Origin of the sequence: Aeoliella mucimassa, from assembly GCF_007748035.1 — a bacterium.
In the GTDB taxonomy this organism is placed as follows: Bacteria; Planctomycetota; Planctomycetia; order Pirellulales; family Lacipirellulaceae; genus Aeoliella; species Aeoliella mucimassa.
On the sequence record NZ_CP036278.1, the window covers coordinates 3,387,601 to 3,400,506 of the forward strand.

The window sequence follows — 12,906 nt, forward strand, 5'->3', positions numbered from 1 at the left end:
ACACAGCAGAGTCTTCTAGGATCTCTCTCATGGTTAACTTCTTCCATTCTCCTTTACGATTACTACTCGTTGCTTTGAGCTTGCTGCCATGCACCTTAGTGAAAGCAGAGGACTTTCGAGACTGGGCAACGTCTCCCCCGATGGGGTGGAACAGTTGGGACTGCTTCGGCACCACAGTCACCGAAGCACAGGTTCGCGCGCAAGCGGATGCCATGGCGGAGTATCTCAAGCCAGCTGGTTACGACGTTCTGACGGTCGACATTCAATGGTACGAACCGAATGCTCTTGGGCATGTCTACAAACCGGGGGCACGGCTCGAGATGGACCAATACGGTCGGCTGCTGCCAGCGGTACGGCGTTTTCCATCGGCCAAGGATGGCAACGGGTTCAAGCCGTTGGCCGACTACGTGCACTCGAAAGGCCTGCGTTTCGGCATCCACATCATGCGCGGCATCCCGCGCCAAGCGTTCAAGCAAAACATTCCCGTGCTCGGTACTAACGTGCGTGCGGCCGATATTGCGGTGGTCGAGTCGACCTGTCCCTGGAATCCCGACATGTTCGGCGTCGACGCGACGACCACTAACGGACAAGCTTATTACGACTCGCTTATCCAACTCTACGCATCGTGGGGTGTCGACTTCATCAAGTGCGACGACATCTCGCGACCTTACGACAACGTGCAGAAGGCCGAAATCGAAGCCCTTCGCAAGGCGATCGACAAGTGCGGCCGCCCCATTGTGCTGAGCTTGTCGCCTGGTGCCACGCCGGTTTCGGCCGGCCCGCACGTATCGACCCACGCCAACATGTGGCGGATCACCGACGACTTCTGGGATCGCTGGGGATTGCTCGAAGCGATGTTCGAACGCACGCACGCCTGGGAACCTTTTCGGCAACCGGGTGCCTGGCCTGATGCGGACATGCTACCCATCGGCAAAGTGGAGTTTGGCCGCGACACGCGTTTTACCAAGGACGAACAGCATACGATGATGAGCCTGTGGTGCATTGCCCGCTCTCCGCTTATCTTCGGTGGCGACATGACGCAACTCGACGAGTTCACCCTTAGCATGCTCACTAATCCTGAAGTGCTGAAGGTGAACCAACAGAGTGCCAACAATCGCCAGCTCTACCGGAAAGACAATCTGATCGCCTGGGTGGCTGACGTCCCTGACTCCGACGACAAGTACCTGGCGTTGTTCAACGCCCAAGACCCTGGGGACTCGATTGACTTCTCGCTGGCCGACTACGCCAGCCCCGCGATTGCTGGCAACGGCAGCTCGCAGGAGATCTCCGTATCGGTCAAAGGTGGTAAGCAGCTTGTGTTGTTCGTGAACGACGCCGCCGATGGCTTTGAGTACGACCACGCAGCGTGGGTCGATCCCATCCTCAAAGGCCCCCAGGGAGAGTTGCCGCTTACGAAGCTTCAGTGGACTCACGCCGACTCGGGCTGGGGCGCGCCTCATGTGAATCGCACCTGCGAGAACCAACGTTTGCTCGTGAATGGTAAACCGGTTCGCGGAATCGGCACGCACTCCACATCGACCATCATCTACGATCTGCCCGAAGGATACGACACCTTCTCCACCACCGGAGTAGTGACCAACAAAGGCTCGGTCGTCTTTGGCGTGTTGGTGGTGAAGTCGGGCCAGAGTGTTGCGGATGTCAGTTCGGTTTCGGTCGAGCTTCAGCACCTCGGATTCACTGGAAATGTGCAGGTGCGCGATCTTTGGAAACGCGAATCGGTCGGCGTTTGTGCTAACACGTTTGCTGCCGAGCTTCCGCAACATGGCGCCGGTTTGTATCGGCTTAGCCCTACGCAACAATCGGTGTCTCTCACTGGTCCAATTAGCTACACCTCGTCGACCTCCGCCGCTTCTGATGGCGAAGCAACAGCCATCGATTTTCACAGCGCAGGTAATCCGATCCTTGGCGACGGGCAATACTATTCGGCCGATGCGGCTCCGTTGTCGGTCGATGATACGCTCTTTATTTACGGTGGTCACGACGAACCTCCTCCGACCGTGGGGGGATTTGTAATGCACGACTACGGTGTGTTCGTCACGCAGAATCCCACCGCGGGCGAATGGAAGCTCTACCCACACAACCTGGTGCCCGGCAGCGTATTCGACTGGGCCACCGGCAACAACGCCTACGCAGGCCAAGTCGCACGCGGCCCCGATGGCAGGTTCTACTGGTACGCTCCGGTCGAATCGCGAGCGACCAATGTTCCTAACCGCATGGCGATTGGAGTCGCTGTGTCCGACAGCCCGCTGGGACCGTGGACCGATGCCATTGGCCAACCACTGGTCTCCTGGACCACCGTGTTCGGCGACAATAAGATCGGCCAAGAAGTGATCGATCCGCACGTATTTTGCGACGATGATGGGAAGGTCTATCTGTACTGGGGTTCGTGGGGTGTCGCCCGAGTGGTGGAGCTGCACGAATCGATGATCGAGCTGAAGGGTGAGATCACGACCATGGCGGGACTTGATGGATTCTTTGAAGCTCCGTGGGTTTTCAAACGCGACGGAACCTACTATCTGGCGTATGACTGGAAGAAAGGGGGCTCGGAGTGGACCCCCTCGAACTACCAGGCCGCGATTGGTTACGCCACCTCGTCGTCGCCGACAGGACCTTGGACCTTTCAGCACATCATCCTGAGCGGCACTTCCGCCACGACGGTCCATCCCTCGATTGTCGAGCACAACGATCGTTGGTGGATCACGTATCACACCCGCGACGCCGAAGCTGGTGGGCATTTCCGTCGCTCGGTGGCGATCGACGAAGTTCACTGGCAAGGCGACCAGATGCTGCCGGTCGAGCAAACCTGGGCCAATCCGCCGATGCTGCAGCTCACCAACAATCTTGCCATCGATGCTACCGCATCGGCTTCTTACACCGAGCAGCCACCGATGACTTTGCGGGCACTCAACGACGGTCGCCCCCCTGTTGTGCGGCTCCCGCCCGATCAATGGGGCAACTACCGAGGCAATCGCTCGTCGAACCAATCCGACTGGGTGCAGTACGACTGGGATATTCCCGTGGCGATCAACGGAGTTGGCATTGAGTTTCATCAAGATCCGAATTGGATTCGCCCTCCAGCGAGTTGGAAGCTCGAATACCAAGACACCAGTGGCAAATGGCTTGAGGTCGAGGGAGTCGAGTATCCCACCGCGCCCGACCACTGGCATACCCTGCACTTCGAGCCGGTGATCGCTAAGGCGCTGCGGGCGACGTTCTATGGTCAGCCATCCGGGCGATACTATCACTCGGTTTCGGTATCGGAGTGGGAAGTCTACTCGCAACCGGCCGCCGAACTCCCTACGCTTAAGGTTCGCACTCAGGTAGGCCAGCCTCCTGAGTTGCCAGAGTCGGTGCCGCTGACCATGCCAGACGGAACCGAACTGCCAACGGTGGTTCATTGGCAAAAGGTACCAGAGGACCACTATTCGGCTCCCGGCACGTTCACCGTTCAAGGCCGAGCAGCCGGACAAGCTGCCGGATACCTGATTGCAACGGTCGAATGCACCGCTGCAGCGGCAAACCACCGCAACTGACGATAGCGGACAACTTCTTCCATCATCGATGCCTCGGCAATGGACACTATCACGATGTTCTCTTCGATTCAACTCACACGAGTTCTCCTCGCGTTTTGCTTGACAATAGGTTCTCTTACCACCGCGCTCGCCGAAACCGGTGATCAAATGCTCGATGGCATTGGCGAAACCGCCATGATTGCGCGATATCAGCTCTATGGCAACTTGAACGACTGGTCGCGCAACGGACTGCATGCGACCACGACCGGCGCCGGACATGCGTTTGTCGTCGACACCACTTTTGGCAAGGTGCTGTCGCTCCCCGGCGGAACCGACGGCGCGTTTCTCAAAGTCCCCACGCAACCGCTTGGCGATACGGAGAGCTTTAGCGTTACCGCGTGGGTAAACCTCAAGAGAAGTGACGCTGGGCAATACCTGTTTGACCTTGGCTCCGATGGCTCGCACCATCTCGGTTTGGTGCCGGTTGATTCGAATCGACGCCGACAGTCTGTTATCCATCTGGCGACCGGCGACGGTCCGAACGACCAGCGAGAGGTGCGATCGCCCCGGCGCGTGCGACTCGAACCAAACAAATGGGTCCACTTGGCGATGGTACTCAACGCGGCCGACAAGAACCTTTCGCTTTACATCGACGGCAAACGAGCCGCCCGCCTGAATGACATCAACACTTCCATCCAGAACCTGCTGAACGATAACGCACATCTCACCATCGGACACTCGGTGACCAACGAAGGCTCGTCGCTCGCTGCTCTGTTGTACGATGTGAGGTTCTATCGCAGCGCGCTCAGCGATCCTCAGATCGCTGTGATTCATCATAACGCGATTTCCGACGAGCAACTGGCCGCTCCCGAATCCAGCGAATCGAACGACTCGCCAGGCGCACCTGCAGTGCGGTCGCCACTGCTCGCGATGGGCCTCGTGGGAGTTCCCAATGTGGAAGTTTCCACCGCAGTTGGTGTAATGCCTCGGCTGCCTTACGAACTTTCGGGCATCTACCAAGATGGCTCTGACGGTCCCCAGGTGCGAGTGATTTGGCCTTCGCCTCGCGATAATTCGTCGGTTACCACCGCTGGCACCTATGTGATCACTGGCCAGGTGCCCGGGACCAGCTTTCAGCCGAAAGCCACGATCACGGTAGTCGATTCGACTACACAAGAGACCACCCCAAACAAAATGCTCGAGCCCTTCCCGCTCGGGCAGGTGGTACTCATGCCCGACCGCGATGGCAAACCGACTCGATTTATGGTACATCGCGATTTGTTTCTGCAAGGTTTGTTGAAGACGAATCCCGATCGTTTTCTGTACGTGTTTCGCGATGCCTTTGGAAAATCTCAACCCGACGGGCTCGAACCGCTCGGTGGATGGGATAGCCAGACTACCCGCCTGCGCGGGCACGCGACAGGTCATTATCTCACCGCTCTCGCGCAGTCTTACGCCAGCACTTCGTACGATCCACAGCTGCAGCAAGAGTTTGGCGATAGAATGCATTACATCATTGGCGAGCTGCATCGTCTTTCGCAAAGCTCGGGACGGCAAACGGTCGGACAATCGACGTTCAACGCCGATCCCGCGCAGGTTCCCCCAGGCCCCGGCAAGAGCGGATACGATTCGGACCTTACCCACGAGAACATTCGCACCGACTACTGGAACTGGGGCGAAGGCTTCATTAGCGGCTATCCTCCCGACCAGTTCATCATGCTCGAACAGGGAGCCAGTTACGGGGGAGGAAATCACCAGGTTTGGGCGCCGTACTACACGCTGCATAAGTTGCTGGCGGGGTTGCTCGACTGCTACGAAGTGGGCGGCGATCCCAAAGCACTCGAAGTCGCCCGCGACATGGGACTCTGGGTTCACTGCCGGTTGAGTCAGTTGCCGGAAGAGACTCGACGGAAGATGTGGAATAGCTACATCGCCGGTGAGTACGGCGGCATGAACGAAGTGATGGCCCGCTTGTATCGCATCACCAACGACAAGCGATTCCTCGACGCGGCCATGCTTTTCGACAATACCAACTTCTTCTTCGGCGACTCGCAGCATCGCCACGGCTTGGCGAAGAACGTCGATACTATCCGTGGTCGCCACGCGAATCAGCACATCCCGCAGATCATCGGTGCACTCGAAACGTATCGCAGTAGCCACGATCGCTCGTACTACTACGTGGCGGACTATTTTTGGGACCTCTGCGCGCAGGGCTACATGTACTCCATCGGCGGCGTTGCCGGTGCCCGTACGCCGAACAATGCGGAGTGCTTTACCGCCGAGCCGAATACGCTGTTCCAGAACGGTCTCTCTCCCGGCGGGCAAAACGAAACCTGCGCGACGTACAATCTGCTAAAACTCTCTCGCGAATTGTTCATGTTTGAACCTGTAGCTAAATACATGGACTACTACGAGCGGGCACTCTACAACCACATTCTTGCTTCGGTCGACGATAATACACCTGCGAATACGTACCACGTTCCACTCAATCCCGGAGCACGCAAGTCGTTTGGCAATGCTCGCATGGATGGGTTTACCTGCTGTAATGGCACCGCGCTCGAGAGCGGAACCAAGTTGCAAGACTCCATTTACTTCCGTAAGAACGACGACTCCGCGCTGTACGTCAATCTGTTCATTCCTTCCACGCTGCACTGGAAGTCACAACAGGTGGTGCTATCGCAGTCGACGAACTTTCCGTTTGCCGACACGACTCGCTTTACCCTCCAAGGATCAGGTGACTTTGCCATATACCTACGTGTTCCCTCCTGGGCGACCTCCGGCGTGACCGTTCGGGTGAACGACCAGCTTCAAACTGTCGAGAGCACGCCTGGAAGCTACCTGAAACTCAAACGGCACTGGAACGACGGAGACACCATCGAACTGAAACTGCCGATGAAGTTCTCGCTGCGTCCGCTCATGGACCAGCCGAACATTGCCAGCCTGTTGTACGGGCCGGTGCTGCTGGCTGCTGAGGAGTCGCAACCGCGGCGAGATTTCCGCACAGTCCACCTGCCAATCGAGGAGATCGGTCAGGCGATTTCAGGCGACCCCACAACGCTCCACTTCCAGGCGGACGACGCAAAGCTCAAACCGTTTTACGAGTTCTACCAGGGCTTCCATTCCGTTTACCTCAACGTCGATCCAACTCCTTAGCCGTAACAGGCTCTGCGAGTCCCCTGCCCCGTCCAGCTTGCCAGCGATCGATAATCGCCCCAGAAGCCCGCCGAGGTCTGCTGATCTGCAAGCACACAGCAATAGATTCCCAATTTTCCCATCGATGGGAAAATTGAATCGGCGCCCACTCTACAAAACCAATGGTTTTCGCACTCGAATAGATTCCCATTTCCCAAAACGCATCCGATGGGAATCTATTTTTGCGGTGGGAATCCATCGCAAGTCGTTGGTAGGGAATGAGTTGCATCAACACCACCAGCGAAAGTGCCCAGAATAGATTCCCATGGGTGGGAAACTATTCTGGGGAGGGGACACGATTGGGGATTTCAGATTGCGGATTGTTGAATGTCATCTTGAAGGTAGTAGCGACTGTCTTAAAGTTCAAGTCTCTTTGGAGCATTTCCAGTCCGTTTTTGTTTTGATCATGGCATTGAGTATCAGCAGTAGTTTTCGCATGCAGGCGGTGAGAGCGGTCATCTTGGCTTTGCCTCGCTGCAGAAGTTGCTGGTAGTGTTCGCGGATAATCGGGTTGTGCTGGGTGGCCACAAGAGTGGCCATGTAGAGTCCCTGACGCACCGCCGCTCGACCGCCGCCAATCATACGCTTGCCACGCAAGGTTCCGCTGTCGCGGTTGATCGGTGCCAGCCCTGCCAAGCGTGCCACTTCGCGACGATTGAGAGTGCCCAACTCCGGCATATCGGCGAGCAAGGCCGCCGCCGTCGTCGTTCCTACGCCAGGCACCGTGACTAGCAGCGACGAGCGTTCTTGAAACTGAGGATCGGCTTTGATGAGCTGTTGAATCTGTTGGTCGAGCTGCTCCAGTTGTCGTTGGTAGAAGTCGATCGCTTCTTCGATCGACTGACGCACCTGCTCATCTCGCTGCGTGCCTCGCCGATTCTTTTCCCGTGTCAGAGCATCACTCACCTGCTGACGACGAGTTCGGAGGGAGCGGAGTTTTTGCTCGTTTTCCGAGGGTTTTTGGGTTTCTTTGGGCTGCATCAACACGGCATAGCGGGCGATCACCAGCGCGTCGAGGCGATCGGTCTTGGCGAGCTGACCTTGCGCGCGGGCGAAGTCGCGAATCTGACGTGGATTGACGACACTCACCGCAATCCCTTGCTCGCGAAGGAAGTCGACTAGCATGCGTTCACAACCTCCCGTGGCTTCCAGGCAGGCGTGGGTCACCTGATGCTGCACTAACAACTGCCGAAGTTGCTGGCATCCTTCTTGACCGGCAGACCAATGATGCATCTGCGGTTGCCCCGCAACGACGATGTCCCAGTGGTATTTGGAAACATCGATCCCAATCCAAGTACTTTGCAAATGGTTTTCCATCGATTACCCTTCCTTGCATATGCGAGCTTGTTAAAACAGCTCTGGCGACTGTTCGGGCTAATGCGACAGGCGGCCGGCCGGCGATCCAGCTACGAGATCGGTCTCGTGAGGACCGAGGGTGGGACGATCTACCGGCGGCCGCCGTCTTCTACTTCGTTCGCTACGCTCACTCCGCAGAAGACGGCGAAATCGTTGATAGCACCACCTCTGCAAGATACAAGGGTGGGTCCAGGAGCTTCCAGCGACGCAGCCCCACCACCGCTTTTCCCACCCGCGCAGCAGCGAACGCCCACGCAGGCAACCATTCGCCTGCGCGTCGCTAGGAGACTTGCCTGAAAACAAGCATTACATCTCCAACACCTCCTTTCACAAAAAGCCAATCACCGAGAGCTGTTAGCCGACAACCCTCAATACCTATTCATTAGAACACCACAGGTGGCCATTTCCCACCGAAAAACCGAAAAGTTCGGTAATTGCTTCTGGGGCATGGAATGCTGTCGTTTGCCAAGAGGCGGCACCCAAAACAGGAGTTATGCCAGCACTTCCTGAATCACGTTGCCATGCACGTTCGTCAGCCGGCGCTCGATGCCGTTGTGGTAGTAGGTGAGCTTCTTGTGATCGAGTCCCATCAGGTGCAAGATCGTCGCGTGAAAGTCGTGAGGGCTGAGCACGTTTTCGGTCGCCTTGAAGCCGAACTCGTCGGTCGCCCCGTAGCTCATGCCAGGCTTCACGCCGGCACCGGTCATGAAGCAGGTAAAGCCATTCGGATTGTGGTCGCGCCCAAAGGTGCCGGCCTGGAACATCGGCATGCGACCAAACTCCGTCGCGAACACCACGAGCGTCGACTCCATGAGCCCCCGCTGCTTGAGATCTTTGATTAGTCCAGCGACCGGTTGATCGAGAATATCGCCATGCACGTCGTACTGCTCTTTCAGCTGGCTATGGCCATCCCAGTTGAGTGCCCCTCCCGAAGCGTACGCGCCGTTGAACAATTGCACGAACCGCACCCCGCGCTCGATCATCCGCCTCGCGAGAATGCAGTTGTTCGCAAAGTCGGCCTTCACCTTGTTCGAGCTATCAGCACCGTAGAGCTTTCGAATATGCTCCGGCTCGCTGTGGATGTCGACCGCTTCAGGAATGTGCAATTGCATGCGAGCGGCGAGTTCGTAGCTTGCCATACGAGCGGCAAGCTCTTGATCGCCGGGAAAATGTTGGGCATTCTGTTGATCGAGGAACCCCACCGCCTGGCGGGCTGCCCGGTCTAACTCCTCGGAGTAATCATTCGGCCGATCGAGGTAGCGGATCGGTTTGGTGGTGCTGAACGGAGTGCCTTGGAAAGCGGCCGGCAGGAAGCCGTTGGTCCAGTTGTTCGGCCCCGATTGCGGCATGCCTCGCGGATCTTCGATCGCCACGAACGCGGGCAGGTTGTCGTTCTCGCTACCGAGGGCAAAGTTCACCCACGCTCCCATGCTCGGGAACCCTTCGAACACAAAGCCGGTGTTCATCATGGTTTCCGCAGGGCCATGCGTATTCGATTCGTTGGTGAGCGAATGCAGAAAGCACAGATCATCGGCCAACTCTCCGATGTGCGGCACCAAATCCGAGATCATCTTGCCCGACTGGCCTCGTGGCCGAAACTTCCAGAGCGGTTGCGTCAGGTTGCCATTCGGTCCCTGAAACGACACCAGCTTCTCATTGCCCGGCAGCGGTTTTCCATGCGAGCGTATCAGCTCCGGCTTGTAGTCGAACGTATCGACATGGCTGATTGCCCCCGAGCAGAACACCACGATGATGTTTTTCGCCTTCGCGTCGTAATGCGGCTTGCGTGCGGCGCAGGGATTCGACGAGTCGATTTTCGGTGCAGCCGCGCGGGCGTGGTCGGCCAGCATCATCGCGATGCCCAAACCAGCCAGCCCGCCCCCCGCATTGCCGAGGAAGCGACGGCGATTCATAGGCCCGATGGATGTAGTGCTTCGAGTTGGATCGGAAGATTTCATTGGATAAACAAGAACTCGCTACTGTTAAAAATGGCCCGACAGAGTTGCTCGAGCCCATGTTGTTCGACCAGACTCGCTAGCTCTGCCTGTTCTTCCTCCGAAGCGGGGCGCGACAGGGCCAGTCGAAACGCGCAGTCGATCTGCTGAGATACATCGTCGCCGACTGAACTACGAATCCGCTCAGCAAAGAACGACGCTTGGCGGACGACGAAGGGACTGTTGAACAATCCCAACGCCTGGATCGGAGTGACCGAGCGGGTTCGCTTGGGAGTCATCTGTCCCGCGTCGGGGCAGTCGAACGAGCCGAATATATCGACCGCCTGCATACGGATTTTGTGGGCGTAGACCATTCGTCGCCAGCCGGATGCTTCGAAGGTTTCGACAGCCAGGTAGTCCGACAGTCCCCCTCGCTGGTTGAACAGATTGAATCCTGGTCCGCCCATGTCGAGATTCATTTTGCCACTGACCACTAGGATCGAGTCGCGGATTGCTTCGGCTTCGATTCGGCGGGGAGGAAACCGCCACAGCAAGCGACTGTCCGCATCGACCGCGAGTCCATCCTCCTGCGGCTGACTCGATTGCCGAAACGCCTTGGACATCACGATCTGGCGATGCAGCTGTTTGAGCGACCATCCTTGCTCCATAAAGTCGGCCGCCAGCCAATCGAGTAGTTCAGGATGAGTCGGCGTGGAGCCTTTCTTGCCGAAGTCGGAGGGTGTGTCCACGAGCCCGATGCCAAAGTGCTGTTGCCATACGCGATTCACGATCACGCGAGCAGTGAGGGGATGGTCGGCGCTCGTCAGGTGTTTGGCCAAAGCGAGTCGCCGCTGTTGCTCGGGTTCGTCCTTACTCATTTCCAACGAGCCGAGCACCAACGGAATCGCCGGGGCAAGTTCCTCGCCGCGTTGCATTGCGTTACCACGAAGCAGTAACCAGGTAGGATCGGGCGAAGTGGTGAAGTTGGCCGCGAACACCTGCGGACCGCTCGATAGTCGGCCCACTTCGGCCTGAAGGCTGCGGAGTTGGCCAAGGTTGGTGACGATGGCTTGCACCTGTTCGTCGCTGACTCCGGCCAAGGCAATGGAGTCGGCCGAACGCATGTCGTCTTCGCGCAACATCCGCTGCGACGTATCGGCCACGGTTACCCATTCGTCGGAACCGACCGGCAGCACCTTTAGTACATAGCTGGCAGGCGTGCTCTCTCCGCTCTCCCATACCACGCGATGGATGGTTGTTGGCTGCTGGAAATCGACCTGCACCCATGCGGGGCCCCCCTGTCCGGAGACCCAAGGAAATGCCTGGCGGCGGTCGCTTGTTCCATCGACCAAATTATCGAAATGTCGCGATTGGTTCGACAGCGCGAAGCTCGACGCCGAGGGGGTTGCTCCCAGCGACGCCAATGCGATGTTCTGCGTTGGCTCATCCCCCTCGGGCACACTAAACGCTTGCAACTCGTAGAGCGAAGCGCTCGCTCCGTTGGTGGTCGCAGCGATCTCCATCCGCACCGCTCGGGCCATGATCGGCTCGAACGTTTCGGTCTCCAGATTCTCGAGCGGAGGTCGCAGACCATGCGACTTGCGCATGGCCTGCAGGTCGGCACGCAATTTCGCGAGTTTCTCTTCCAACTGAGGAATTTGAGCAGCCCAGGCGTCGTCCTCTGGTCCTCGCCGCCGGCGCTCGCCATACGTGAGTCCGGCAAAGATGCCCTGCATCGCGTAATAGTCACGCTGCAGAATGGGATCGAACTTGTGATTGTGGCAACGCGCGCACCCAATGGTAAGACCAAAGAACGCCTGCCCGACTGTGCGGACGACTTCGTCGAGTTCATCTTGGCGGGCTTGGCGCATCGATTCTTCGTCGCGGCCAATCTGCCCCGGCAGGTTCGCCGGTCCTGCAACCAGGAACCCCAAGGCCGCGTCTTGCTCTACTGAATCGCCGGCGAGTTGCTCGAACAGAAACTGATTGTAAGGCTTATCGTTGTTGAGCGACTCGATCACCCAATCGCGATACGGCCAGGCATTTGGGCGTTCGGAATTAGTCTCGAAACCTGCGGTTTCGGCCCAACGAATTACATCCAACCAGTGCTGCGCCCACCGCTCGCCATACCTCGGCGAGGCGAGCAATCGGTCGACGAGTTCGCCGTAGGCCACGTCGAATCCTGCGGGATGGTCGAGCACCGCTTGTACCTCATCGGGCGTCGGCGGCAAACCGGTCAACACGAAGTAGACCCGCCGCACGAGGGCAACCGAGTCTTCTTGCTTAGAGAGTTGCAGGTTCTTCTCGCGGAGCTTGCGCGCCAGAAACGCATCGATGGCATTCGACTCGCCCGTCGCTTCGCACGGTGGATCGACTTGAGCAACTGGCTGCAACGACCAATGATCGCTCCGCACGTCGTCGGCGCTGGCGTCCATCTGCCCGGGCCAAGGGGCCCCCGCGGCAATCCACTTTTCAATGAGGGCGATCTGCTCTTTCTCTAGCGGCGGCCCTCCTGGCGGCATCTCGAGATCAGGCTGCTCGCCGCGGATGACCTTGAGCAAGAAGCTGGCATCCGGTTTCTCGGGAACGATACTCGGCTCGCCGTGATCGCCACCTCTTAGGAGCGAGGCCCGATCGTCGACCCTCAAACCAGATTCCGAATAGTCGGCCCCGTGACAATCGGCACAGTGCTCCGCAAAGATCGGCTGAATCTGCTTTTCGAAGTCAATACTCTCGGCCTGCGTACTCGAAGACACGAGCAAGGCAAAAAACATCGCGGTACAGCAACGAATCAGATGCATGGTGCTCCATTCCTACGTACGTTCCTCCCTCGCGCCCACCACAAATGGCAAACGCGTTGAGGTGGGATCACTAAAACTCGATGGCGTTGA

At 57.9% G+C, this 12,906-nt stretch carries 5 protein-coding genes; 2 read left to right on the forward strand and 3 right to left on the reverse strand.

Annotated features, from left to right (window positions below):
* The first annotated feature begins 29 nt into the window (after positions 1-29).
* Complete coding sequence (locus tag Pan181_RS13565) at positions 30-3,554, forward strand: family 43 glycosylhydrolase (protein ID WP_145247332.1); 3,525 nt, start codon at positions 30-32, stop codon at positions 3,552-3,554.
* Positions 3,555-3,653: 99 nt separating this feature from the next.
* Positions 3,654-6,686: a beta-L-arabinofuranosidase domain-containing protein gene (locus Pan181_RS13570; protein WP_197528325.1), complete on the forward strand. Its 3,033-nt coding sequence runs from the start codon at positions 3,654-3,656 to the stop codon at positions 6,684-6,686.
* A gap of 402 nt (positions 6,687-7,088) precedes the next feature.
* On the opposite strand, the gene Pan181_RS13575 is transcribed toward Pan181_RS13570, so the two are convergent.
* The 3 genes from Pan181_RS13575 to Pan181_RS13585 form a co-directional block, all read right to left on the reverse strand.
* The gene (locus Pan181_RS13575; protein WP_145244891.1) at positions 7,089-8,042 is read right to left on the reverse strand and encodes an IS110 family RNA-guided transposase; all 954 of its coding nucleotides are present in this window, start codon (positions 8,040-8,042) and stop codon (positions 7,089-7,091) included.
* A gap of 530 nt (positions 8,043-8,572) precedes the next feature.
* Positions 8,573-9,994 carry a DUF1501 domain-containing protein gene (locus Pan181_RS13580; RefSeq protein ID WP_145247334.1) on the reverse strand — a complete coding sequence of 474 codons (1,422 nt, stop codon included), beginning with the start codon at positions 9,992-9,994 and terminating at the stop codon, positions 8,573-8,575.
* A 41-nt stretch (positions 9,995-10,035) separates the two neighbouring features.
* On the reverse strand, positions 10,036-12,816 hold the full coding sequence (locus tag Pan181_RS13585; protein WP_145247335.1) for a PSD1 and planctomycete cytochrome C domain-containing protein: 2,781 nt from the start codon (positions 12,814-12,816) through the stop codon (positions 10,036-10,038).
* Between the last annotated feature and the right edge of the window lie 90 nt (positions 12,817-12,906).

Coding starts and splice junctions, on each gene's coding strand:
- Pan181_RS13585 (WP_145247335.1), bottom strand. CDS start 12,816: ATGCATCTGATTCGTTGCTGTACCGCGATGTTTTTTGCCTTGCTCGTG.
- Pan181_RS13565 (WP_145247332.1), top strand. CDS start 30: ATGGTTAACTTCTTCCATTCTCCTTTACGATTACTACTCGTTGCTTTG.
- Pan181_RS13580 (WP_145247334.1), bottom strand. CDS start 9,994: ATGAATCGCCGTCGCTTCCTCGGCAATGCGGGGGGCGGGCTGGCTGGT.
- Pan181_RS13575 (WP_145244891.1), bottom strand. CDS start 8,042: ATGGAAAACCATTTGCAAAGTACTTGGATTGGGATCGATGTTTCCAAA.